Here is a 24,574-nt window from a genome sequence, read left to right on the forward strand (position 1 = left end):
TGATCGCACGCTCGCGCATTTGAAGTGCGCACTCGGATTCACACGAGTCACGTCGGCGCTCAACTCGGGTACTCTGTGCAAGACGGCGTGTCGGCCGACACGCCGTCTTTTCACATGTGCGACGCCCGGGCGGGGCAACGCGATGCCGAGCGAAACGCCCCAGTCGCGCGTGCATGGCCGGCCACGAATTCGACGCAGCATGCCAACCGACCGCGAGGGCTCAACCGACGTGCAATCAGACTATCTCGCTCATGACGCCATCGGCCTCGCCGAACTCGTGCGCACGCGCCAGGTCAGCGCGCGCGAATTGATCGACGTCGCGATCTCGCGCACCGAGGCCGTCAATCCCGCGATCAACGCGGTCGTTCTGAAGGACTACGATGCGGCCCGCCAACGTGCGTCGCGCGAAGACGCGAATCGCGCGAATACCGTCGACGGCGCGAACGGAACGGACAACTCCCCCGCCCACGCCGCGCTCGCCGGCGTGCCGTTCCTGATCAAGGATCTCGGCGCGCCCGTTGCGGGACTGCCCATGGCAATGGGCAGCCGACACTACCGGCACTTCATTCCGACGCAGGATGCGCCGGTCGTCGCGCTCGCGAAAGCGGCGGGCTTGAATATCTTCGCGAAGACCAGCACGTCCGAGCTGGGCCAGATGCCTTATACGGAGCCCGAACTATTTGGCGCGTGCCGTAATCCGTGGAATATCGATCACACGCCGGGCGGTTCGAGCGGCGGCGCGGCGGCGGCGGTCGCTGCCGGCATCGTACCGCTCGCGCATGCGTCGGACGGCGGCGGCTCGATCCGGATTCCGGCGTCGTGCTGCGGACTGTTCGGCCTGAAACCCTCGCGCGGTCGCGTGCCGCGCGCGGCGCAGGCCAGCGCCGGCGAACTCGGCATCGATCACGCCGTGTCGCGCAGCGTGCGCGACAGCGCGTTGCTGCTCGATCTGCTGGCCGGCAACGCCGAGCGGCCGAGCGGCGCGCCCGGCACCTTTCTCGGCGCGACGCGCGAGCCGTGCAAACCGCTGACGATCGCCTACGTGACCGAGCCGATGCTCGCGCCGTCGTTATCGGCCGATGCGCGCGCCGCGCTCGACGACGCCGCGCAACTCGCGAGCTCACTCGGCCATCGTCTGGAGCCGGTGTCGCTCGGCGTCGATTTCGCGGCGGTCCGTCATGCGTTCCTGACGCTGTGGTCGGTGACCGCCGAGGACCTCGTGCTGAACGCGGAGCGCATCACCGGCCACAAGCCAACGCGCGGCGAGTTCGAAATTTCGACATGGGCGATGGCGCACGTCGGCCGCAAGCTCGGCGAGCAGGGCTTGCCGGCCGCGCTCGACGAACAGCGCCGCATCACCGCGCGTCTGACCGACCTGCTGAACCGCTACGACGTGCTGTTGTGCGCAACGCTCGCGTCCGCGCCGATCAAGATCGGCGAGATGCGACCAAGCTCGGTCGAGCGCATGCAGATGCGCGCGGTCGCCACGATACCGCTAGAACGATTGATGAAGAAACTGCTGTTCGAAGCGTCGAACAAGGCGTTCGCGTGGGCCGGATGCACGGAGTTGTTCAACCTGAGCGGCCAGCCGGCGATGTCGGTGCCTTTGTACTGGAATGCGCGCGGGCTGCCGATCGGCGTGCAGTTCGCGGCGCGTACCGGCGGCGAGGCGACTCTGTTCAGACTCGCCGCGCAACTCGAGGCGGCACGGCCGTGGTTCGACAAGCGGCCGCCATTGATGAATGCGCGCCGCTAATAGTCCAGCGGCCCGCTGCAATGAAGCTTTGAAAAACCGGCCCGGCTTGCGCCGCGCAGGCTTGATCAGGCCTTCTTGTTATAGGCGCTGCACCATCCCGTGGCCGCGACCTGCTTGCCCGCGAACATCGGGCAGCCGCCGTAGGCGTCGCCCGCCTTGCCCTGGAAGAAGCTGCAGTTGCTGCATTGCTCGCCAGGCGTGTATTTGGCGAATTTCGCCTTGTCGACCTTGCTCGCGTCCGCCTTGTAGCCAAGCGCCTGCGCAGTCGGATCGGTTTCGGAGACTTTCGGCGCGTCGGCGAACGCCTGGCGCGACAGCGCGAGCGTCGATGCCACACCGATGCTGGCGATCAAAAACGTACGACGGGAAGAACTCATGGGGACTCACTCCATTTATATGGGAATCAACGCCGTTCTGATGACAGCGTTCGCCAAGCATAGCAACGTAGCCGTCGCCCGTGATATTCCAAATGCTAAAGATAAGCGGATCGGTACGGTGCAAACGCGGCCTCAAGGACGCCCGCTCAGCTCGCAGACCCGCTGCGCAATCGCAAGCGATGCCGTCAACCCCGGTGACTCGATGCCGAACAGATTGACGAGCCCGCGCACGCCATGCGCGGCCGGCCCCTGGATCATGAAGTCCGCGGCGGGCTCGCCCGGGCCGGACAACTTCGGACGAATACCGGCGTACGCCGGCTGCAACGCGCCATCGGGCAAGGCCGGCCAGTACGCGCGAATCGCCGCATAAAACGACTCCGCGCGACGCGGATCGACGTCGTAATTGATCGCATCGACCCATTCGACGTCGGGGCCGAAGCGCACCTGGCCGCCCAGGTCGAGCGTCAGATGCACGCCGAGGCCGGCTTCGTTCGGCATCGGATAGATCAGGCGGCTGAACGGCGCGCGCCCCGAGATGCTGAAGTAATTGCCGCGCGCGAAGTAGAGCGGCGGCACGTGGCGCGAGTCGAGTCCGCGAATCTTGCGCGCGAGTGCGTTCGCATGCAGACCCGCGCTGTTGATCACGCAGGCAGCGCTGATCGTGGCGGGCGCCGCACCGCCGACCGCGATGGTGAAACGGCCGTTGTGAGCCTCGATCGCCTCGACCGGCGCATGGAACGCGTACACGGCGCCGTCGCGCTCGGCATCGCCTTGCAGCGCGAGCATGTACTGATGACTATCGACGATCCCCGTCTGCGGCGAAAACACCGCCTCCACGCATTCGAGCGCCGGTTCGAGCGCCTGCGCCTGATCGCCGGTGACGCGCATCAGGTCGAGCACGCCGTTGTCGCGCCCTTTGGCCATGATGCTTTCGAGCTGCGGAATCTGGTTGCGCGACGTAGCGACGAGCAGCTTGCCGCAGCGCGAATGCGGCACGTTGCGCTCGGCGCAATAGTCATACAGCATTTCGCGGCCGCGCACGCACAGCGTGGCCTTCAGCGATCCGCGCGGATAGTAGATGCCCGCGTGAATCACTTCGCTGTTGCGTGAGCTCGTGCCCACGCCGATGGCGTCGGCGGCCTCCAGCACGATCACCTCGCGCCCGCGCGCCGCCAGCGCGCGCGCCGTCGCGAGGCCGATCACGCCGGCGCCGATCACTACACATTCGATCTGATCCATATCCGTTGACGCGGCGCATTGGGCCGCGCGCTGCCTCGTTCAGCCGATGGAAGGAAGACAAGTACGGCACCTCGCCGCCGCGTTCCGTTTGTTGTCGAACGCATCTGTCCGCTGGTCTGCTTATGTCTTTTTATCACCGCCACGGGAAATTGTACGACTCGGTACAGACAGAAGTGACAAACGTTCGTGCGCGCCGACCAGGCGATGGCGGCGCAAGCTGCGCTCGATTCTGCGCTCCACATCGAAAATAGCAATAATTGCCGCAGCATTCACCACGCAGGCTGTACGAATTTCCCGAGACAGCTCCCCAAATTCCAGAGAAGCGGCGTTTTGGTGCAAAAAACCGACCGAAAACCTCAAAAACCGATCGGTTTTCGCCGGTTTCCGTAATCGAGGCGGATATCGGCGGGCTCGATCTGGTCGCGTCCCGCGATGCGCGCCGCGCCGAAGCCGTTCAGGATCGCGCGGCGCATCTCGCGCGGCGACGCCCGCTTGAGCACATCGAGCGTCGCTTCGCCAAGCGTGCCCGGAAAGCGCAGACCCCAGTTGTGCGCGCCGCGGATCTCGTCGTAGATCGACTGCGCGATGCGTCGCGCGCCGGCGTGGTCCGGCGGCGAGATCTCGTAGACGTTCATGCGGTTCAGGATCGGCTCGGGGATCGCGCGTTCGTCGTTGGCGGTCGCGATCCAGATCACGTTGCCCGCGTTGATCGGTATCTCGGCGAACTCGTCGATGAAGCTCTGGGCGGTGTCGTGTTCGAGTAGCGCGTACAGCGCGCCGAGCGGATCGTATTGCGAATCGCCGCTCGCCTTGTCGATTTCGTCGACGGCGATCACCGGGTTCGCGTAGCTGCCGTTCACGAGTGCATCGAACACCTTGCCCGGCTTCGCGTTCTTCCATTGCGACGACGCGCCCGACAGAATCCAGCCCGCCGTCAGCGAACTCATCGCGACGTATTGGTACGCGGTGCCGAGCAGGCGCGCGAGGTGCTTCGCGAAATGCGTCTTGCCGATGCCGGGCTCGCCGAGCAACAGGATCGGCATCAGTTCGAGCCGGTCCTCGGTTTCGAGGCACAGCGCGACCTGCTTGCGGATGTCGTCGAGCGGGGCGGAAAAATTGGGCAGCGCGCCGATCAGATCGTCGATCGACGGCATCCGGTTCGGCTTCACGCAGAATCGCAGATTGCCGGTTTTCAGCATCTTTTCGTAGGTCGCGCGCAGCGCCTCGTTCGCGCCCTCGCCGAGACCGTTCAGCGCGCTTTCGACCTCGTCGAGGTCATACACCCGGCTGAACGAGGCCACGGCGATTTCCTGTTTGACCATTGCTGTCGTCATCGCTCACCCCGTTTGGCTGATTCTGCAGCGGCGGCGCCTTGTGAGCGCCGGTTCGAGTCCAGTGTAGCGAGGACACAAACGCGTGCAAGCCAGCAGTCATGTGGCTCTGCTGCTAACGATCGCTGGCATCCCATCCTTATCTGGAATGGAGTGTTGCTGAACCGGCCCTCGTCGACCGTGTCAGAAATTGTTGCGGCCATCGGGGGTAAGATGGCTCTCTAATTGCTACGAGGCACCTACGCAAGCGACGCGTAAGCGGAGATCCTTTTTATGTGGAAAACCAGTATCGGGGCCATGCTGCTTGGCGCTTCGTTGCTCGCCCACGCGCAACAACAGCCAGCGCAGCAGGTCGTGCAATGGCAGTTGCAGGTGGTGAAAGATGGCCAGCAGATCGATTCGTTCGACGGCACCACGACCGTCGGCCAGGCGCGCACGGATACGCATCACCAGGTCGTGCAACACGAGGTCGGCTGCAAGGACCAGCCGGCCGGCAGCATCGATCTGTCACGCACGATCACGGTGTCGCCGCTGCGCGTCGATCCCGAGGGCGTGATGTTTTCGATCGACACGCAGGAAACGCTCGAGGACGACAATGCGCGGCGCACCGACATCGGCTGCAAGCTGCCGCCGCAGCCGCGCCAGGTGAGCGCGAGCCACCCGGGTCTCGTGGTGCCGCCGGATCAATGGGCGAGCTGGACGATCGTCGATCACAATCCGAACCTCGTGTACCGCGTGCATGCGAACGTCGTGAGCAACGGTGCGAACGGCAACGGCACGAACGGCGGCATGAGCGGCAATGGCGCCCCGACCGGCAGCAGCAATCGGAACTGACAGGAACCGCGCGCCTTACCGACGCGCTCAAACAGAACACGTGGATAACGCGGCATGCGAAACCCAGAAGAACTGATCCGCGAGAGCCTCGCGCCGAACGATTTTGTCGCGGTGAGCTGGAACCTGCACAAGGGCCGCACACCGCTCGGTTTTCAGGCCTGGCAGGCGATGCAGCGCTGGGTTCAATCGACCCACGCGGACGCATACTTCCTGCAGGAAGCGATGGCGCGGCGTATGCCGTCGCCGGTATTGGCGAGCAGTTTCGGCACGCCGATGGGCGATCCACTGACCGACGTATGGCACTGTCAGGCAACCGAAATCGCGCGCGCGCTCGAACTCGAAGTCGCGCTCGGCCCGAACGTGTTCAAGCCATCATGGCGGCACGGCAATGCGATCCTGTCGCCGCATCCGCTCGATCTCGGCGGCCGCTGGGACATCTCCGCGCACCGCTTCGAAAAGCGCGGCCTGCTGGTCGCGCGTGCGACCTTCGGCGGACGACTCGTCACGTTGCTCTGTGCGCATCTCGCGCTGACGCGTCCGGCGCGGTTGCGGCAGATGGACTGGATCGCGCACTGGATCGCGAAGGAAGCCCCCGACGGTCCGCTCGTGCTGGCCGGCGATTTCAACGATTGGCGCAACGACTCGGTGCCGCTCTTTCGCGAGCATGGCTTGCAGGAAGTCGCGACGCTGCTCGGCGAACCGGCGCGCACGTTCCCGGCGTTCTCGCCGGCGCTGTCGCTCGACAAGATGTTCGTGCGCGACATGCAGCCGGTCGAATGGATCCAGCCGACGCAGGAGACCGCGTGGCTGTCCGATCATTTGCCGTATATGGCGAAGTTGCGGCTGGAGTGAGCGCTTCTGCTGGTTGAGCTTTCGCCAACGGAAAGCGCGTCCACCCTCACTCGCGAAGCGGCGTCCAGCTCAACGCCGCTTCGATCTCCTCCCCCGGCTGCAATACGCAGCCACCGACGTGTTCTTGTGTACCAACCGCGTTGAAGCAATCGGTCGTATTCGTGACCGGTTCCACGCATAGCTGCGGATCGTTGACCGGCGCGAACACGACCAGGTGATCGAACGGCGCGTCGGCACGCATCGTCAGATTGCGGCGCTCGTCGGGCCACGCGATCGTCGCCACGCGCGACCAGTTTGAAAAGTTGTTGTCGAGATCGAACGCATCGGGCGACATGCCCGCGCGCAATGCGTCGACGGCGGGATGCGGGCCGAGATGCGTCGGCAGCACGTCGGTGTCCGCGTGCCACATGGCCTGAACGTCGGCATGGATGCGCGTCGACGCGGTACGCGGATAGTACGGATGATGGCCCATGCCGAACGGCATCGGCCGGCCGGCGAGATTCCGCGCGGACATCGTGATGTGGAGCGCGCCACCGCGCAACTCGATACGCTGCCGCGCGCGATAGCGAAACGGCCAGTCGCCAGTCGCGCTCGCATCCGGTTCGTGCTCGAAGTGCAAGTCCACCGCGCTTTCGCTGCGCGCGCCGACGCGCCACGGATGCCGCCACGCGTTGCCATGCAGCGCGTGGGCGAAACGCGGGTCGTTGCCGGCGAGATCGATCGTCGCGCCGTCGAACGCGAAGCGCGCATTGCGAATCCGGTTGCAGTATGGGAACAGCGGAAAGCTCGCCATGCGCAGCGGATCGCGCGCTTCGAACGCTTCCGGCAGCGCTGGCCGCAGCCAGTGCAACGGACCTTCCGGCGTGACTTCGTAGAACGCCGCGAGCGCGCCGCCAACGTCCGGCGCGAGCACCGCTCGCAACGCACCGGCCGACAACGTGACGAGGCGCGCGGCGATCACGGGATCGTCGAGCCATGAGCGTTGAGTCGCCGATCGAGTCACGTCATGTGCCTCGCGCGGCCGGGCAGGATTCAGGGAAACGTCGCGCATGGTCAGACGAGGCGAAACCGCGAGCGGAAAGCGGCATCAACGTGCATTCATATCTCCTTTGACGTGCCGCGCACCCCGCGGCCGGCGGACCACCTCAGTCCGCCCCGAGCGAGGATCGCACGACACCGCGCCATTGATCAATATTACTAGTAATAAATTAGTTCAAAAAGGGCCGGTAACGGACCGTACGCTCCATTCCCAAATGGCGGGTTAGCGCGCGTTGCCGCGCGCATATTATTAGTGGTACCGTCAGCAGCATGATGCCGCTGGCATTGCCCCGCTTCAGCGCCGCCTCGGCGCGGCCCGCACAATGAAAAAATCGACTCAACGCCGTCCCACCATGACCGACATCGCCAAGCTCACCGGCGTGTCGCAATCCACCGTTTCGCTCGTGCTCAACAACGCGGCCGGCGCGAAATTCTCCGATGCGACCCGCAACAAGGTGCTGAAGGCCGCGCACGACCTCGGCTACCGGCAGTCGCTGCGCGCGCCCGTAGCGGCATCGAGCGACGAGCGCAACCTGATCGTCTATCTGGCTGACGAAATCTCGACGAGCCCGCACCCGGTCGTCAACATCGACGGCGCGCGCGACGCCGCGTACGCGAGCGGCAAGATGCTCGCGGTCTACTCGACGCACGGCAACGCCGACATCGAAAAACAGGTACTCGACACGGTCCTCACCAATCCGCACGTGTTCGGTGTGATCTATGCGACCGTCTACACGCGCAAGGTCGCGCCGCCGAGCGCGCTGTCGCAGGTGCCGACCGTGCTACTGAACTGCTACACCGGCGACAGCACGTTCTCGTCCGTGGTGCCGGCCGAGGTCGCGGGCGGCCATCTGGCGACCGAGTACCTGCTGCAGGCCGGCCACCGGCGCATCGGCTACATCAACGGCGAGCCGTGGCAGGACGCCGCGAAAGACCGCCTGAAGGGCTACCGCACCGCGCTCGCGACCGCCGATCTGCCTTTCGCGGCCGAACTCGTGCGCGACGGCGACTGGAGCCCCGGCCTCGGCTTCGAGCTGACGCTGTCGCTGATGCGCGAGGCCAATCCGCCCACCGCGATCTTCTGCGCCAACGACCTGACCGCGATCGGCGCGATCGAGGCGCTCAAGCAGCTCGGCCTGCGCGTGCCCGAGGACGTGTCGGTGCTCGGCTACGACGACCAGGAAATCGCGCGCCACACCCATCCGCCGCTGTCGACGGTGGTGCTGCCCAACTACGAACTCGGCCGCTGGGCCGTCGAAACGCTGCTGCAGGAAGAGCACAACCGCGCAGCCGGCGCGCCGGTGCGCCATCGCACGGTCAAGCTCGACGGACCGCTGGTGGAACGCACCTCGGTCCGGGTAATTACCGAGGCAAAAGCGGCGACAACTAATATTATTAGTGATTGATAGATAATAATTTCAAGTGGAATAATCGGCACGTCGGGTCGGGAAGACAGCGCCGGTGGGTCATAGCCAATCGCGCGCTCGCCGGCGAACCAACGTCGCCCCCCCGTCGATCACGGTGAGATCCCAGGGGCCGTCCAGCAGGTTGGGATCTTTCAGTTCCTTGACGAGCCCGCCCTGAGGATTGGTGACGAGCAGCGAGCCCGGCGCGACGACGTTCTTGCCATCCGTGGTCGGCACATTGCCCATCAGCACGAAGCCGCTTCTCAGCACGGCGAGCGCCGTCGTGAGACCGAGATTGCTTCCCTGGAAGAACGTCACCGGATCGCTGTTGGACACGAGCTTGACGATCGTCGCACCGGTTCCCTGCAGATTCGACTTCGCCTTGAAATTCGACACCACCACATCGCCGGGTTCGAGCATGCTCCAGGACGGCACGCCGGCCGGCACGAACGCCATGCCGTACGGATTGACATCGCCGTTGGCCGGAACGGTCGATGAGGTCACCGACTGCGGCGGCAAAATCGCCTCCTGCGCCTCGGCCCCGACCGTCCCCAACGCTAAAACCAGCAGACCGGCTCGACACAGCGCGCGACGCACGCGGCGCGATGCGCGTGCGCGTATCACCAACCCGTCGAAGCCAGTGTATGAACCGGATGCAGATATCGCACGAGAAGCCTCCATTTGACACCTCCTACTCGCATGGGCGGCCGCAGCCGCCAGGACGAGTGTCGCGCACCCACCGCACTGCCTGGCGTCGCGCGACTCGCGTCCTGCGTAAACGAGGCAACGTCGGGCGTATTCCCCAAAAAATCGCGGCGCGCAAACGATAGTCGAAAGCGAAGCGATCTCGATGGCGCCGGCAGGGTTCCTCCCCATTAGCCAGTTTTATCAGCAGGGTCAATGCTGCAGCGCACGCCGCCTTTCGGTATCATCCTGAAAATGTTGCCCTTGCGGCGCGTCGCTTTCGCGCCTGCCGGGCAACCAATGGCAGCCGCCCTTCGCGGCGTTCGCCGAATCGCCGTACCCCGCTGAAGCACGGCCGCACTCACGCCAACGTACTTCGCGGCGCCAGCAAGCCGGCGCCGCCGCTTCCCGGTTTGGCAACCCGCTTTACCACGCTCGAGCGCCGCGCCGCGGCGCCGCCCTGGCGGGCACGGTAAAATGACGGATTGCGCGGGAGTCCCGACCACGGGTCAGCGCAGCATCGCCCTTGCCGTGCCGGCCGGCTCAGACGACTGGCCGCCTTTGTTTTCGCACTATCCAAGAAGCCATGAGCAACCTGAATTCACAAACCGTCCTGAGCGTCCATCACTGGACCGATACGCTTTTCAGCTTCACCTGCACGCGCGATCCGTCGTTCCGTTTCGAAAACGGCCAGTTCACGATGGTGGGCCTGCAGGTCGAGGACAAGCCGCTGCTGCGCGCATACAGCCTCGCCAGTGCGAACTACGAAGAACATCTCGAATTCCTCAGCATCAAGGTGCAGGACGGCCCGCTCACATCGCGTCTGCAGCACCTGAAGGTCGGCGACGAAGTGCTGATCGGCAAGAAGCCGGTCGGCACGCTGGTGGCCGACAACCTGCTGCCGGGCAAGACGCTGTGGCTGTTGTCCACCGGCACGGGCCTCGCGCCGTTCATGTCGATCATCAAGGATCCGGACATTTACGACCGCTACGAGCGCGTGGTCCTCACGCATACCTGCCGTTTCGTCGACGAACTCGCGTACAAGGAATACATCACCGAGCACCTGCCGGCGCATGAACACCTCGGCGAGTTCGTACAGGAAAAGCTGCTGTACTACCCGACTGTCACGCGCGAAGCGTTCCAGAACCGCGGCCGCATCACCGAGCTGATCGAAACCGAAAAGCTGTTCGCCGACCTCGGTGTGCCGGGTTTCTCGCTCGAGGACGACCGCGTCATGCTGTGCGGAAGCCCGCACATGCTGCGCGACACGCGCAAGCTGCTCGAAGACGCGGGCTTCAAGGAAGGCAGCAACAACGAGCCGGGCCATTACGTGGTCGAAAAGGCCTTCGTCGGCTAAGCCGGCCGGCATTCTTCTTCGCGGCCCGCGCGCCGCGAATTCCCGAAAAAAAGGAGTCTCCGGGCTCCTTTTTTTGTTGCTCCGTTACAAATCGGAGCGCGTTGCGTCACCTTCGCTGTCAGAATTCCTCTGACAGCACGAGTCCGCGGTAAACATCATGTAATCTCTGAAGACTCTGCGCTAAGCCTTGGTACGACTGCTTTTTTAATCTTTTTGAGATATCATCGCGCCGCGAGATCAGACGAACTCATGCACCGATCGTCGTCAATCCGAGTTGTTACTGAATGTAAATTTCGTTACGTTGGGCCATCGTGTTTCGTCCGACGCGAAACCTCGTGATTCGCGGGCTTTGATTCCGTCTGCGCGTGCCCGCTTCGCCGTCCACTCCGCCTCCTGAGAGGGAAATTCATGGATACGTCGACTGCCGTCCCGTTCAACGCTGCGCTGGCTTCGTCCGCGCAGCGTGATGGCTTCGACATGCCATCGCTCGCCGCGCGCGAGATCGAGCGGCTGCGCGCGCGGGTACGCGAGCTGTCGGCCGAATTGGTCGACGCGCAGGAAAGCGTGCGCCGTCACGTCGCGCGCGAGCTGCACGACGACGTCGGCGCCGAGCTGACTGCGACGCGCTTCGCGCTCGCCGGCATCGAAACCTGGCTGCCCGCCGACGCGCCCCCGCAATGCGCGGCCGCGCTCGCGGTCGCGAATCGTTCGCTCGACGCCGTGCAGGCGGCAAATCGCGACGCCATCGCGCAACTGCACGCGCCGTCGTTCGAGACAGGCCTCGCCGGCGCGCTGCAGTGCTGGGCCCGCGACTTCTCCATGCGCACCGGCTTGCGCACCACCTTCACCTGCAGCGGCGACGCGCGGCTCGCGCGCCTGCCCGCCGATGCCGCGCTCGCCGTGTTCCGCGTCGCGCAGGAAGCGCTGAACAACATCGCGAAGCACGCGCGCGCGACCTGCGCCGACCTGCGCGTCGAAACCGGTGCGCGTCATCTGAGGCTCCTCGTCAGCGACGATGGCATCGGCCTGCCGCGCGGCGCGCGCGAACGCGGTGGCCAGAAAAAACCGCGCGATCATTTCGGCCTCGCCGGCATGCAGGCGCGCTGCGCCGCATTCGACGGCACGCTGCGAATCAGCGCGAGGCGCACGAGCGTCGGTCGTGGCGAGGACAGCGGCGCTGGCAACAACGGCGCCATCACCCCGCGCGGCACCCTGATCCAGGCCCGCTTCGCGTGGCACGCGCTGCTCACGGCCGCCCCAACGCCGCGCGCCGCCCGGCGCGCGCTGCAATCGTGAGCCCGCGACCATGAGCCTGCGCATCCTGATCGTCGAAGATCACGCGGTGGTCCGCCAGGGCGTTCGCCATCTGCTGCTCGATCGCGGCGTCGCGCGCGAGGTCGCCGAGGCGCAAAGCGGCTCCGAAGCGCTCGACCTGGTCGTCCATCAGAGCTTCGACGTCGTGCTGCTCGACATTTCGCTGCCCGACATGAATGGCGTCGAGGTGCTCAAGCGTCTGAAGCGCAAGGCGCCGCGCGTCGCGGTGCTGATGTTCTCGATGTACCGCGAGGACCAGTACGCGGTGCGCGCGCTCAAAGCCGGCGCGTCCGGCTATCTGTCGAAGACGGTCGATGCCGCACAGATGATCGGCGCGATCCAGCAGGTCGCGGCGGGCCGCAAGTACGTGAGCCCCGAGATGGCCGAGGCGCTCGCCGACTACGTGTCGTTCGACGGCGAGCAGTTGCCGCACGAAAAGCTGTCCGATCGGGAGTACCAGACGCTGTGCATGCTCGCGTCCGGCAAACGTCTCACCGATATCGCGGCCGCGCTGTCGCTGTCGGTGAAGACGGTCAGCGTGTACCGCACGCGGCTGCTCGACAAGATGAAGCTGCGCAACAACGCCGAGCTGACCTTCTATGTAATGAGCAACCGCCTCGTCGATCTGAATCCCGCGATGGCGGGCTAGCCCAGCAGGCGCCGCTAGCCGTGCCCGCGGCGTTGCGCCGCTGTCGTCCGATCGTGGCGCCGGCGCAATCGGAGAGATTCCATCCTCATCAATTGACTATTCAGTAAATAGCTTCACCGCCGCCCCGCTTCCGGCACCGCAAGACCTCCTCGAAATCACCTCCTGGCGGGAGTTTCCGCCCATCGCCTTGGCCCAGAAAGCGCCGCGCGCGAACCAGCCCGGCGACACGCATCCGCTAGAATCGCGGGTTTTCCCGACATTCGGCGCGCAACACGCGTGCACCACTGGAGACCCACGCCAATGTCCCTGTTTCGCAAAAAGAGCGTCGAGCACATGCTTGCGGCGAACGCCCAGACCGCCGGCCTGAAAAAGGCGCTGGGCGCGCTCGACCTGACTTTCCTCGGCGTCGGCGCCATCATCGGCACCGGCATCTTCGTGCTGACCGGCACGGGCGCCTTACAGGCCGGTCCCGCGCTGATGATCTCGTTCCTGATCGCGGCGATCGCCTGCGGCTTCGCCGCGCTCGCCTACGCTGAATTCGCATCGACGATTCCGGTCGCCGGTTCGATCTACACGTACTCGTATGCGACGCTCGGCGAGCTGGCCGCGTGGATCATCGGCTGGGACCTGATGCTCGAGTACGGGCTCGCGACCTCGGCGGTGTCGGTCGGCTGGTCCGGCTATCTGCAGTCGTTGCTGTCGGGCTTCGGCGTATCGCTGCCGATGGCGCTGAGCGCAGCCCCGGGCGCCGTGCCCGGACACGAAACGCTGTTCAACCTGCCCGCCTTCCTCGTGATGATGGCGATCACCACGCTGCTGTCGCTCGGCGTGCGCGAATCCGCGCGAATCAACAACATCATGGTTGCGATCAAGGTCGTCGTCGTGCTGCTCGTGATCGGCGTCGGCGTGTTTCACGTCACGCCGGCCAACTGGCACCCGTTCATGCCTCACGGCTGGAGCGGCGTGTTCGGCGCGGCCGCGGTGATGTTCTTCGCGTTCATCGGCTTCGACTCGGTGTCGTCGGCGGCCGAAGAAGTGAAGAATCCGAAGCGCGACCTCCCGATCGGCATCATCGCGTCGCTCGGCGTGTGCGCGGTGCTGTATGTGGCCGTGGCCGCGGTCGTCACCGGCATCGTGCCGTCCGGGAAGTTCATGGGCATTTCGCACCCGGTGTCGTACGCGCTGCAACTCGCGGGGCAGAATTGGGTCGCGGGCTTCATCGACCTCGGCGCCGTGCTGGGCATGCTGACCGTGATTCTCGTGATGGCCTACGGTCAGACGCGGGTGATCTTCGCGATGTCGCGCGACGGCCTGCTGCCCGCGAAGCTGTCGAAAGTGCATCCGCGTTTCGCGACGCCGTTCTTCACGACGTGGCTCGTCGGCATCTTCTTCGGCCTGATCGGCGCGCTGGTGCCGCTCAATGTGTTGGCTGAGCTGATCAATATCGGCACGCTCGCGGCGTTCTCGATGGTGTCGATCGCGGTGCTCGTGCTGCGCAAGACGCACCCAGAGCTGCCGCGCGCGTTCCGTTGCCCTGGCGTGCCTGTCGTGCCGGTGCTCGCGGTCGCATCGTGCCTGTTCCTGATGCTGAATCTGCAAGGCATCACGTGGGGCGCGTTCGTGATCTGGCTGCTGATCGGCATGGTCATCTATTTCGGCTACTCGCGCCGTCATTCGAAACTGGCAAAGTAATGCGCCGTTTCGATGAAGCCACGCCAATGAGCTGAATGCTCGCGAGCGTGGCCTCGCTTTCCGCTGATCTATCGATGCGCCCCGTCATGCTCCGCAGACGGGGCGCTTGTCTTTGCGGCGTCCCATTCCGTGGCCGCCGTGTTCTCGTCGTGCGCTCGCGCGCGCCGAACACACTTCCCCTCATAGCGCGCCCGCGCGATTTGTGCTTTACTTTTCGGCAGATTTGTAAAACCCGTAGCACCCTCATCGGACCTGGCGAATCGAAGTCAGCACGCAGTCGAAGCAAAGCAGGGAGCAATAACAATCACAGGTCCGGTCTCACCCACAGCAACTATCTTGCATGGGATCGTGGTCTGCGCCGAGGCAGGGTTCGATACGCCAACGCGCTCGCTCCGATCGACCGCGATAAACGCATGGGACCGCAGTAAGCGCTGAAGCGCTAACTGCGGTCGACAAAGGAGACAGCTTCATGGCGATCAGCATCAGTCTGACGGTCAATGGCGCGCCCGTGAGCGCCTCAGTCGACCCTGGCACCCTGCTTGTCCAGTTCCTGCGCGATCAACTCCGTCTGACCGGCACCCATGTCGGCTGCGATACGGCGCAATGCGGCGCCTGCACCGTGCATCTGAACGGCCGCGCGATCAAGTCCTGCAACATCCTCGCCGTGCAAGCCGATGGCGCGGAAGTCACGACCATCGAAGGGCTCGCGCACAACGGCGCGCTGCATCCGATGCAGGCCGCGTTCAAACACTGTCACGGTCTGCAATGCGGCTTCTGCACGCCGGGCATGGTGATGAACGCGGTGTCGCTGGTGCAGCGTCAACCCGATCTGACCGGCGACGAGGTGCGCGAGCAGCTCGACGGCAATCTGTGCCGCTGTACTGGCTATCACAACATCGTCAAGGCCGTGCTCGAGGGCGCCGCGGGTATGAAGTCCGCCGCATCGAGCGCATCTGCCGGCGCGAATGCCGCTGGCGCCACCGCCGCCTGAGGAGCCGACGATGAACGCACCCGATACACAGAGCCTGATTGGCGCCGCCGTCGAACGCAAGGAAGACTATCGCTTCCTGACCGGCAAAGGCCAGTACACCGACGACATCGTGCTGCCGCAGCAAACCTACGCGGTGTTCCTGCGCTCACCGCACGCGCACGCGAAGATCAGAAGCATCGACACGAGCGCGGCCAAACAGTCGCCGGGCGTGATCGCGATCTTCACCGGCGCGGATCTCGCCGCCGACAACGTCGGCGGACTGCCGTGCGGCTGGCTGATCCATAGCACCGACGGCAAGCCGATGAACGAGCCGCCGCATCCGGTGATCGCGCATACGAAAGCACGGCACGTGGGCGATCAGGTCGCGCTCGTGATCGCTGAATCGATCAAGGCGGCGAAAGATGCGGCCGAACTGATCGACGTCGATTACGAAGAACTGCCGGCCGTCGTCGATACCGCGCATGCGGCCGACCCTGGTCAAGCGGCCGTGCACGACGAAGTGCCCGACAACGTCTGCTACAACTGGGGCCACGGCGACAAGGCCGCGACCGACGCCGCGTTCGCGAAAGCCGCGCACGTAACCACGCTCGACATCGTCAACAACCGCCTCGTGCCGAACGCGATCGAACCGCGCGCGGTCAACGCGAACTTTTCGGCGCAGGACGAGAGCTACACGCTGTACGTCGCGAATCAGAACCCGCACGTCGAGCGGCTGCTGATGGCCGCGTTCGTGCTGTCGCTGCCGGAATCGAAGCTGCGCGTGATCGCGCCGGATGTCGGCGGCGGCTTCGGCTCGAAGATCTTCCTGTACGCCGAAGACGTCGCGCTCACCTGGGCGTCGAAGAAGATCGGCCGGCCGGTCAAATGGACCGCCGAGCGCTCCGAGGCCTTCCTCTCCGATGCGCACGGCCGCGATCACGTGACCAAAGCCGAGCTTGCGCTGGACGCCGACGGCAAGTTCCTCGCGATGCGCGTGCATACGATCGCGAACATGGGCGCGTATCTGTCGACGTTCGCGTCGAGCGTGCCGACGATCCTGTACGCGACGCTGCTCGCCGGGCAATACGCAACGCCCGCGATCTACGCCGAAGTGAAGGCGGTCTTCACCAACACCGTTCCCGTCGATGCGTATCGCGGCGCGGGCCGGCCGGAAGCGACGTTCGTGGTCGAGCGCCTGGTGGAAGCCGCGGCGCGCGAGATGAAAATCGCCCCCGCGGAAATCCGCCGCCGCAATTTCATCACGCAATTCCCGTACGCGACGCCGGTCGGCCTCACCTACGACACCGGCGACTACAACGCGATCCTCGCGCGCGCGCTCACACTCGCGGACGTCGAGGGCTTCGCCGCACGCCGGCAGGAATCCGAAAAGAACGGCAAGCGCCGCGGCCTCGGCTACTCGTGCTACATCGAGGCATGCGGTCTCGCGCCGTCGAACATCGCGGGCGCGCTCGGCGCGCGCGCGGGCCTGTTCGAAGTCGGCCAGATTCGCGTACATCCGACCGGCTCGGTCACCGTGTTCACGGGCTCGCACAGTCACGGCCAGGGGCATGAGACGACCTTCGCGCAAGTCGTCGCGGACCGCCTCGGCATTGCCCTCGAAAGCGTCGAGATCGTGCACGGCGACACCGGCCGCATCGCGTTCGGCATGGGCACGTATGGTTCGCGTTCGATCGCGGTCGGCGGCTCGGCCATCTCGAAGGCGCTCGACAAGATCGAAGCAAAGGCGAAGAAGATCGCCGCGCATCTGCTCGAAGCGTCGGCTGAAGACATCGAGTTCAGGAACGGTGTGTTCCGCGTCGCGGGCACCGACCGCACCAAGGCGTTCGCGGAGATCTCGCTCGCCGCGTACGTGCCGCACAACTATCCGCTCGACGTGCTCGAACCGGGGCTCGAAGAAAGCGCGTTCTACGATCCGACCAACTTCACGTATCCGTCGGGTGCGTATATCTGCGAGATCGAAGTCGATCCGGACACCGGCGTCTCCCGCATCCAGCAGTTCACCGCGGTCGACGACTTTGGCAACGTGATCAATCCGATGATCGTCGAAGGTCAGGTGCATGGCGGGCTCGGGCAAGGCATCGGTCAGGCGATGCTCGAGCGCTGCGTGTACGACAACGACAGCGGCCAGCTGCTGTCCGGCTCTTACATGGACTACGCGATGCCGCATGCGTCCGACCTGCCCGACTTCACGGTCGAAACGTCGAAGGGCACGCCGTGCACGCACAATCCGCTCGGCGTCAAGGGCTGCGGCGAAGCGGGCGCGATCGGCTCACCGCCGGCCGTGATCAACGCGATCATCGACGCGCTCGCGCCGCTTGGCGTGACCAATCTGCAGATGCCGGCCACGCCGCATCGCGTCTGGTCCGCGATTCAAGCGGCGAAGCAAGCCTGACCCAACGATCCTGAGCGGAGCATTCGACATGTATTCATTCGAGTATCAACGCGCGACGGATCCGCAGGCGGCCGCCGCAGCCCTCACCGCCGACAGCGACGCGAAGTTCCTCGCCGGCGGCCAGAGCCTTCTGCCGACGATGCGCCTGCGTCTCGCGCAGCCGTCGCAACTGATCGACGTGACGCGCATTCCCGCGCTCAGGACGATCACCGTCGACGCCAGCACGGTGACGATCGGCGCAGCCGTCTGTCACGCGGACGTCGCCGAACACGCGGACGTGCGGCGCGTGTTGCCCGCGCTCGCGGAGCTGGCCGCGAATATCGGTGATCGCCAGGTGCGCGCGCTCGGCACGATCGGCGGCTCGCTCGCGAACAACGACCCGGCCGCGTGCTACCCGGCGGCGGCGATGGGCCTCGATGCGACGATCGTCACGGACCGGCGGCGCATCGCTTCGGCCGATTTCTTCGTCGGCATGTACGAGACCGCGCTCGCGCCCGACGAGCTGATCGTCGCCGTCGAGTTTCCGGTGCCCGAGCGTGCCGCATACGAGAAATTCCGCAATCCGGCCTCGCACTTTGCGCTGGTCGGCGTGTTCGTCGCGAAGGTCGCGAGCGGCGTGCGCGTCGCGGTAACGGGGGCGGCGTCATCGGTGTTTCGCGTGGCCGAGCTCGAAAGCGCGCTGTCGACGAACTTCACGCCCGAGGCGGCACGTGCAGTGAGCGTGTCGCCCGACGAGCTGAACGACGACATGCACGCGAGCGCCGCGTATCGCGCGCATCTGATTCCGGTGCTCGCCGCGCGCGCGGTCACGAAGGCCAATGCCTAGCGATCCTCGCTAGGCGCCCCGGCTTGCCGCGCCTTCACCACGGTGCGCGCAAGCCGGCTCCGTTCACTTCGCGAGCCGGCGCGACAGTTCGACGCCGGGCTCGCGGCCATTGCGTTCTTCACTCGCGCCACGCTTTGCCATGGCCTGTCGCGCAGATTCAGGATCACCATGCAGCCGGCTTCGATCGACGACACCCTCGCCCAACTCGCCGCCCAACGCTATTTCGCGAGCCGCGAGCTCGCGACCGCACTGTATCTCGCGCTGCGCATGGAGCGGCCGTTGTTCGTCGAAGGCGAGCCGGGTGTCGGCAAAACCGAGCTCGCGAAAGCCGCGGCGGGCATGCTCGGCACCACGCTGCTGCGGCTGCAATGCTATGAAGGCCTCGACACCGCGAGCGCGCTTTACGAATGGGACTACCCGCGCCAGATCATGGCGCTGCGGCTTGCCGAAGCGAGCGGCGAGCGCCCCGACAACGACACGCTATATCGTGGCGAATTCCTGCTGAAGCGTCCGCTTCTGCAGGCGTTGATGCCCGACGAAAACCATCCCGGCGCGCGGCGCGTGCTGCTGATCGACGAAATCGACCGCGCCGACGAACCGTTCGAGGCATTCCTGCTCGAACTCCTGTCCGACTTCCAGGTATCGATTCCCGAATACGGCACCGTGCGCGCGACGCAGCCGCCGCTCGTCATCATGACGTCGAACCGCACGCGCGAAGTTCACGACGCGTTGAAGCGCCGCTGTCTGTATCAATGGATCGGCTATCCGGACCGCGATCGCGAACTGGAGATCGTCGCCGCGCGCGCGCCGCAAACGTCGGCGCAGTTGCAGCGGCGCGCGGTCGACTTCGTGCATCGGCTGCGCGGCATGGATCTGTTCAAGGCGCCCGGCATTGCCGAGACGATCGACTGGTGCCGCGCGCTCGAAGCGCTGTCGGTCACGGAGCTCGATCCGCAATCGGTGCAGAACACGCTCGGCGTGCTGCTCAAGTATCAGGACGATCTCGCGCGTGTGGATGCCGCGCAGATCGCGCAGTGTCTGTCCGGGTGAGGGTCGTTGGCATGACGAACGGAACCGGCTCGGGCAGGCTCGACGACACGAACCAGCACACTGCGCCCACGCTCGCGCGCAACGTCGTCCATTTCGTGCGAGTGCTGCGCGGCGCCGGCTTGCCGATGTCGCCCGCACAGGCAGTCGACGCACTCGCCGCGTTGCAGTGGATCGACCTCGGCCGCCGCGACGACGTGCACGCCGCGCTTGCCGCGCTGCTCGTCACCGCGCCTGATGAACGCGAACTCTTCAATGCCGCGTTCGATCTGTTCTGGCGCGACCCCGATTGGGAAGGCAAGCTGCGCGCGCTGCTGCTGCCGAAAGTGCGCGACGGGCTGCCACCGCCTAAGCGCAACAACCGTCTCGCCGACGCGCTCGCGGTGCGCATGCCACCGTCGCCGCATCTGAATGCGCCGCAGGAAACCGAGCAGCACGAGTTGCATGCGCAGTTGACGTTCAGCGCAGAAGAGCGGCTGCGTCATCGCGATTTCGACACGCTGAACGCCGACGAATGGCGCACGCTGCGGCATCTGATTCGCGGCCAGCGGCTGCCGCTCGCAACCGAATCGACGCGGCGCCTGAAGGCGGCATCGCACGGCACGCATGCGGACTTGCGCGCGAGCGCGCGGCATGCGGTGCGCGCCGGTGGCGACTGGACCGTGTGGAAGTATCGCGCGAGGGTCGAGCGCAAGCCGCCGCTCGTGCTGCTGCTCGACATTTCCGGCTCGATGAGCAACTACTCGCGCGCGGTGCTCTACTTTTGCCACGCGTTGTTGCAGTCGCGCGAACGTCTGCAGGTGTTTCTGTTCGGCACGCGGCTCACGAACGCGACGCGCGCATTGCGCGAACGCGATCCGGACGTCGCGATCGCGACGCTCAGCGATCAGGTGGTCGACTGGTCGGGCGGCACGCGCATCGGCGCGGCGCTCGCCGAGTTCAACCGACGCTGGGCGCGCCGCGTGCTCACAGGTCGTGCGACGGTGCTGCTCGTCACCGACGGTCTCGATCACGAAGCGATCGACGTGCTCGATACCGAAATGGCGCGGCTCGCACGCTTCGCGCATCGCATCGTGTGGCTCAATCCGCTGCTGCGGTTCAGCGGCTTTACTCCGAAGGCGCGCGGCGTGCAGGCGATCCTGCCGTATGTCGACGCGCATCGTCCGGTTCATAATCTAGACAGTCTCGCAGCGTTCGGCCACGATCTCGCGCAACTGACGCGCGCGCCTCGCCACGCCGTCGCCGCGACGACATTCGCAGGAGCAACGTCATGGAATTGAGCGAAATTCATACGCTGCCGGTCGCGCAGCAGCAAACCTGGGACGCGTTGAACGACACCGAGATTCTGCGCGCTTGCATTCCCGGCTGCGAAAGCATCGACCCGGACGGCGAAAACGCGTACCTAGTCACGCTGAGCGCGGCGGTCGGCCCGGTCAAGGCGCGCTTCAAGGGGCGCATGCAACTGACCGATATCGACGCGCCGAACACCTACACCATTGTGTTCGAAGGCCAGGGCGGCGCAGCGGGTTTTGCCAAGGGCAACACGCATGTCACGCTCGAAGCCGACGGCGATGCCGCGACGAAGCTCTCCTACACCGCCAATGCGCAGGTCGGCGGCAAGCTCGCGCAGATCGGCTCGCGGCTCGTCGACGGTGCGGCGCGCAAGATTGCGGGGGAGTTTTTCAAGCGCCTCGGCGCCCAGCTCTCGGGAGACAATAGCGCTCATGAAACAGCGGAAGGCGACGCCTCGGTGGATACCGAAGCCGAAGCCGCATCCGCCTCCGAGCAAACGGAATCGAACGAGGCCGCGGACGGCGAGTCCGGCGGCGAAGCAAAGAAAGGGAAGAAATCATGGACAGCGTGGATCTCGAAGTTCTGAAAACCAGCGCCCGCTGGCTGGCGGACGGACATCGCGCGCTCCTCGTGACGGTCGTGAAGACGTGGGGCTCGTCGCCGCGTCCCGAGGGCGCGATGCTCGCGGTGCGCGACGACGGCCTCGTGGTGGGCTCGGTGTCGGGCGGCTGCATCGAAGACGATCTGATCGATCGCGTGCGGCAACGGGGCATCGAGCAGACACATCCGGAGGCGGTGAAGTACGGCATCACGGCCGAGGAAGCGCATCGCTTCGGCCTGCCGTGCGGCGGCACGATCCAGCTCGTGCTCGAACCGTTGACGCGGCAAAGCGGCATCGCCGAGCTGTGTCACGCGGTCGAAAATGGCCGGCTCGTCGCGCGCGAACTCGACATGACGACGGGCGCGGTGCGGCTCGACGACGCACAGGCGACCGACGGCGTGCATTTCGACGGTGAGCGTCTGTCGACGATCCACGGCCCGCGCTACCGGATGCTAGTGATCGGCGCCGGGCAGTTGTCTCGCTACCTGTGCCATATCGCGGTGGGGCTCGATTATCAGGTGACGGTCTGCGATCCGCGCGAGGAATACACCGAGGAATGGGACGTGCCGGGCACGAAGATCGTACGCACGATGCCGGACGATACCGTGATCGACATGAAGCTCGACGAGCGCTGCGCGGTAATCGCGCTCACGCACGATCCGAAGCTCGACGATCTCGCGCTGATGGAAGCATTGAAGACGCCGGCGTTTTATGTCGGCGCGCTCGGCTCGCGCAGGAACAATCACGCGCGACGCGAGCGCCTGAAGGAGTTCGATCTGAACGAAGCCGAACTGGCCCGCTTGCATGGACCTGTCGGCATTTATATCGGCAGCAGGACGCCGCCCGAGATCGCGGTGTCGATTCTGGCGGAGGTGACGGCGGCGAAAAATGGCGTGTCGCTGCCGACGCTAGTGCAGGTCGAAGGCGCGAAGGCCGCGCGGGAGATTGCGGCGTCGGGTGGCGCCGCTTACAGCGTGTAGCCCGCCGTCATGCGACTCTGCCTCGTGGTCCTTGCCTCCGCCGGCTGGCTGGCCGGCGTTCACGCCGCGAGCGCGAGCGCGCCGCTCAACCTGGACGATCCCTACACCAACGAAGGCGAGACGCAGACCTTCACCGTCAACGCTGACGGCTCGTATGCGAAGCTCGATTCGATGACGCTGCGCGTGAACAACGAAGCCGGCGTCGAGCGGGTCGCTCAGCAATACGTCTGGTTCAACCGCAACATGGCCGACGTGCAGATCCTCGAGGCCTACACGGTCACCGCCGACGGCAAGCGTCACGACGTTGCGCCCGAGCAGATCCGCGACGTGCAGGAAGTCCGCTCGTTCGACGCGCCGATGTTCCAGGACATCCAGGAAAAGGTGATCGTGTTCCCCGCGGTCGAACCCGGCGCGCGCGTGCATCTGACGTACCGCAAGACGCAGCGTCAGCCGATAGTGCCGGGCGAATTCAGCGACTTCACGCCACCCGATCTCGCGCCGACCCGCAACTTCCGCCTGATCTACGACCTGCCCGCCGACAAGCCGCTGTATGCGGACGCGCGCGGCTTCAGCGCAGTGACACCGGTCACGCGCGACGGCCGCACGCGTTACGAATTCCGCTATGACAAGGCACACTTCGACCGGCTCGAACGCGGCTCGGTCGCGTACGTGTCGTACGGTGATCGGCTGATGGTGTCGACCTTCCCGAGCTATGCCGCGTTCGCCGCCTCCTATCGCAGCTCCCGCGGCCGACCCGGGCGCGCACGACGTCGCGATCACCCAGCTCGCGCAGCAGTTGACCGCGCACGATCACACCCCACACGACAAAGCCAAAACGCTGTACGACTGGGTTCGCCGCAATATCCGCTATGTCGCGATCTACGTCGGACGTGGCGCCGTCGTGCCGCACAGCGCGAGCGCGATCCTCGCGAACCGCTATGGCGACTGCAAGGACCACGTCGCGCTCTACGGCGCGCTGCTCGACGCGCTCGGCGTGCGCAACGAGCCGGCGTTGATCAGCAGCGGCACGATCTACACGCTGCCGAGCGTCCCGGGCTACGGCGTCATCAATCATGCGATCACGTGGCTGCCCGATTTGCAGATGTACGCGGATTCGACCGCGTCGAACGTCGAATTCGGTTTTCTGCCTTCGTCCGACATGGACCGTCCTACCGTGCTGATCGGCGACGGCGTGCTCGCGCAAACGCCGGCCACCGCGCAGATGTCGCGCAGCACCGATCTCGCGATCAAGATCGAACCGGATGGCTCGGCGAGCTTCACGTATCGGCTGCAGGATGCCGGGCCGTACGCCGAGCAGGCCCGCGCGCGGCTGCGCACGCAATCGCCCGCGCAACGCGAGGAATCGATTCAGGCCGAGTTACGCAACGCGAATCTGCGCGGCACCGCGACGCTGACGACGAGCGACCTCAGCGCGGCCGACGGCCCGCTCACGCTGACGATGAAAGGCACGCTCGAGAGTCTCGTGGTGACCGGCATGACGGCCTCGATTCCGGCCTTGACGAGCCTCGGCGGTGGCGTCGAAGCCGACACGCGCTACTGGCTCGGCGAACGCAAGCGCACGCAGCCGTTCGTGTGCCACAACCTCGCGATCCACGAACGCGCGCGCATCGAACTGCCGGCCAATTTCCGCGTGCTCGACATGCCGGAGGCGCAACGCACGCAGGACCGCTTCGTCGATTTCACGTCGCAGTACGCGTTCGACCCGCGCAGCAACGTGGTTACGATGACGCGCGACGGCGCCACCCATTTCGACAGCGACGTCTGCACGCCCGACGATTTCACGCGCATGCGTCCCGCGATCGAAGCGATTGGGCGGGACGTGCGCGCGGAGGTAATCGTCAGATCGACGTTGGTGGAGTCGTCGAATGTGGCGTCGCAGGCGCCTTGACCGTCA

19 protein-coding genes and 2 pseudogenes are annotated in these 24,574 nt (G+C 65.5%); 16 read left to right on the forward strand and 5 right to left on the reverse strand.

What is annotated here, in order from left to right; translation table 11 throughout:
- Positions 1-199 precede the first annotated feature (199 nt).
- Positions 200-1,756, forward strand: a complete 1,557-nt coding sequence (locus OKW38_RS18090; RefSeq protein ID WP_429362561.1) for an amidase — start codon at positions 200-202, stop codon at positions 1,754-1,756.
- A 65-nt stretch (positions 1,757-1,821) separates the two neighbouring features.
- On the opposite strand, the gene OKW38_RS18095 is transcribed toward OKW38_RS18090, so the two are convergent.
- The 3 genes from OKW38_RS18095 to OKW38_RS18105 all read right to left on the reverse strand — a co-directional run bounded on the left by OKW38_RS18095 (position 1,822) and on the right by OKW38_RS18105 (position 4,706).
- Positions 1,822-2,133, reverse strand: coding sequence for a high-potential iron-sulfur protein (locus tag OKW38_RS18095; RefSeq protein ID WP_090802655.1), 312 nt, complete (start codon positions 2,131-2,133; stop codon positions 1,822-1,824).
- Positions 2,134-2,265: 132 nt separating this feature from the next.
- The gene (locus OKW38_RS18100; RefSeq protein WP_090802654.1) at positions 2,266-3,372 is read right to left on the reverse strand and encodes an NAD(P)/FAD-dependent oxidoreductase; all 1,107 of its coding nucleotides are present in this window, start codon (positions 3,370-3,372) and stop codon (positions 2,266-2,268) included.
- A 356-nt stretch (positions 3,373-3,728) separates the two neighbouring features.
- Positions 3,729-4,706: an AAA family ATPase gene (locus tag OKW38_RS18105; RefSeq protein WP_187612068.1), complete on the reverse strand. Its 978-nt coding sequence runs from the start codon at positions 4,704-4,706 to the stop codon at positions 3,729-3,731.
- Positions 4,707-4,976: 270 nt separating this feature from the next.
- Between OKW38_RS18105 and OKW38_RS18110 the strand changes: the two genes are divergently transcribed.
- Positions 4,977-5,537, forward strand: a complete 561-nt coding sequence (locus OKW38_RS18110; RefSeq protein WP_429362563.1) for a hypothetical protein — start codon at positions 4,977-4,979, stop codon at positions 5,535-5,537.
- 54 nt (positions 5,538-5,591) lie between these two features.
- A complete protein-coding gene (locus OKW38_RS18115; protein ID WP_184060845.1) occupies positions 5,592-6,389 on the forward strand; it encodes an endonuclease/exonuclease/phosphatase family protein in 798 nt (265 codons plus the stop codon).
- Between the two features lie 46 nt (positions 6,390-6,435).
- On the opposite strand, the gene OKW38_RS18120 is transcribed toward OKW38_RS18115, so the two are convergent.
- Positions 6,436-7,440 carry an aldose 1-epimerase gene (locus OKW38_RS18120; RefSeq protein ID WP_429362565.1) on the reverse strand — a complete coding sequence of 335 codons (1,005 nt, stop codon included), beginning with the start codon at positions 7,438-7,440 and terminating at the stop codon, positions 6,436-6,438.
- Positions 7,441-7,780: 340 nt separating this feature from the next.
- Here OKW38_RS18120 and OKW38_RS18125 point away from each other — a divergent pair, with 340 nt between their 5' ends.
- Positions 7,781-8,833: a LacI family DNA-binding transcriptional regulator gene (locus OKW38_RS18125; RefSeq protein ID WP_090802646.1), complete on the forward strand. Its 1,053-nt coding sequence runs from the start codon at positions 7,781-7,783 to the stop codon at positions 8,831-8,833.
- Positions 8,834-8,932: 99 nt separating this feature from the next.
- Here the strand turns inward: OKW38_RS18125 and OKW38_RS18130 are convergent.
- Positions 8,933-9,514, reverse strand: a pseudogene (locus tag OKW38_RS18130) (hypothetical protein); the annotation flags it as partial.
- A 589-nt stretch (positions 9,515-10,103) separates the two neighbouring features.
- Between OKW38_RS18130 and OKW38_RS18135 the strand changes: the two are divergent.
- The 12 genes and pseudogenes from OKW38_RS18135 to OKW38_RS18190 all read left to right on the forward strand — a co-directional run bounded on the left by OKW38_RS18135 (position 10,104) and on the right by OKW38_RS18190 (position 24,568).
- Positions 10,104-10,874, forward strand: a complete 771-nt coding sequence (locus OKW38_RS18135; protein WP_429362567.1) for a ferredoxin--NADP reductase — start codon at positions 10,104-10,106, stop codon at positions 10,872-10,874.
- 408 nt (positions 10,875-11,282) lie between these two features.
- A complete protein-coding gene (locus OKW38_RS18140; RefSeq protein ID WP_090802645.1) occupies positions 11,283-12,170 on the forward strand; it encodes a sensor histidine kinase in 888 nt (295 codons plus the stop codon).
- Positions 12,171-12,180: 10 nt separating this feature from the next.
- Complete coding sequence (gene rqpR, locus OKW38_RS18145) at positions 12,181-12,837, forward strand: response regulator transcription factor RqpR (RefSeq protein ID WP_090802643.1); 657 nt, start codon at positions 12,181-12,183, stop codon at positions 12,835-12,837.
- 300 nt (positions 12,838-13,137) lie between these two features.
- Entirely contained in the window at positions 13,138-14,529 is a 1,392-nt protein-coding gene (locus OKW38_RS18150) for an amino acid permease (RefSeq protein WP_429362569.1), read from the forward strand.
- Positions 14,530-14,998: 469 nt separating this feature from the next.
- Complete coding sequence (locus OKW38_RS18155) at positions 14,999-15,520, forward strand: (2Fe-2S)-binding protein (RefSeq protein WP_184025999.1); 522 nt, start codon at positions 14,999-15,001, stop codon at positions 15,518-15,520.
- A gap of 10 nt (positions 15,521-15,530) precedes the next feature.
- Positions 15,531-17,912, forward strand: coding sequence for a xanthine dehydrogenase family protein molybdopterin-binding subunit (locus OKW38_RS18160; protein WP_429362571.1), 2,382 nt, complete (start codon positions 15,531-15,533; stop codon positions 17,910-17,912).
- Positions 17,913-17,940: 28 nt separating this feature from the next.
- A complete protein-coding gene (locus tag OKW38_RS18165; protein ID WP_429347269.1) occupies positions 17,941-18,738 on the forward strand; it encodes an FAD binding domain-containing protein in 798 nt (265 codons plus the stop codon).
- Between the two features lie 168 nt (positions 18,739-18,906).
- The gene (locus tag OKW38_RS18170; protein WP_090802637.1) at positions 18,907-19,788 is read left to right on the forward strand and encodes an AAA family ATPase; all 882 of its coding nucleotides are present in this window, start codon (positions 18,907-18,909) and stop codon (positions 19,786-19,788) included.
- 11 nt (positions 19,789-19,799) lie between these two features.
- Complete coding sequence (locus OKW38_RS18175) at positions 19,800-21,065, forward strand: vWA domain-containing protein (protein ID WP_187612078.1); 1,266 nt, start codon at positions 19,800-19,802, stop codon at positions 21,063-21,065.
- A complete protein-coding gene (locus OKW38_RS18180) occupies positions 21,056-21,664 on the forward strand; it encodes a CoxG family protein (RefSeq protein ID WP_429362573.1) in 609 nt (202 codons plus the stop codon). Before OKW38_RS18175 ends, OKW38_RS18180 begins: the two co-directional genes overlap by 10 nt.
- Complete coding sequence (locus OKW38_RS18185; protein ID WP_429362575.1) at positions 21,637-22,659, forward strand: XdhC family protein; 1,023 nt, start codon at positions 21,637-21,639, stop codon at positions 22,657-22,659. The genes OKW38_RS18180 and OKW38_RS18185 overlap by 28 nt, the downstream gene beginning before the upstream one ends.
- A 9-nt stretch (positions 22,660-22,668) precedes the next feature.
- Positions 22,669-24,568, forward strand: a pseudogene (locus OKW38_RS18190) (DUF3857 domain-containing transglutaminase family protein).
- Positions 24,569-24,574 lie beyond the last annotated feature (6 nt).

Source organism: Paraburkholderia sp. MM5496-R1, from assembly GCF_050436205.1.
GTDB classification, from domain to species: domain Bacteria; phylum Pseudomonadota; class Gammaproteobacteria; order Burkholderiales; family Burkholderiaceae; genus Paraburkholderia; species Paraburkholderia tuberum.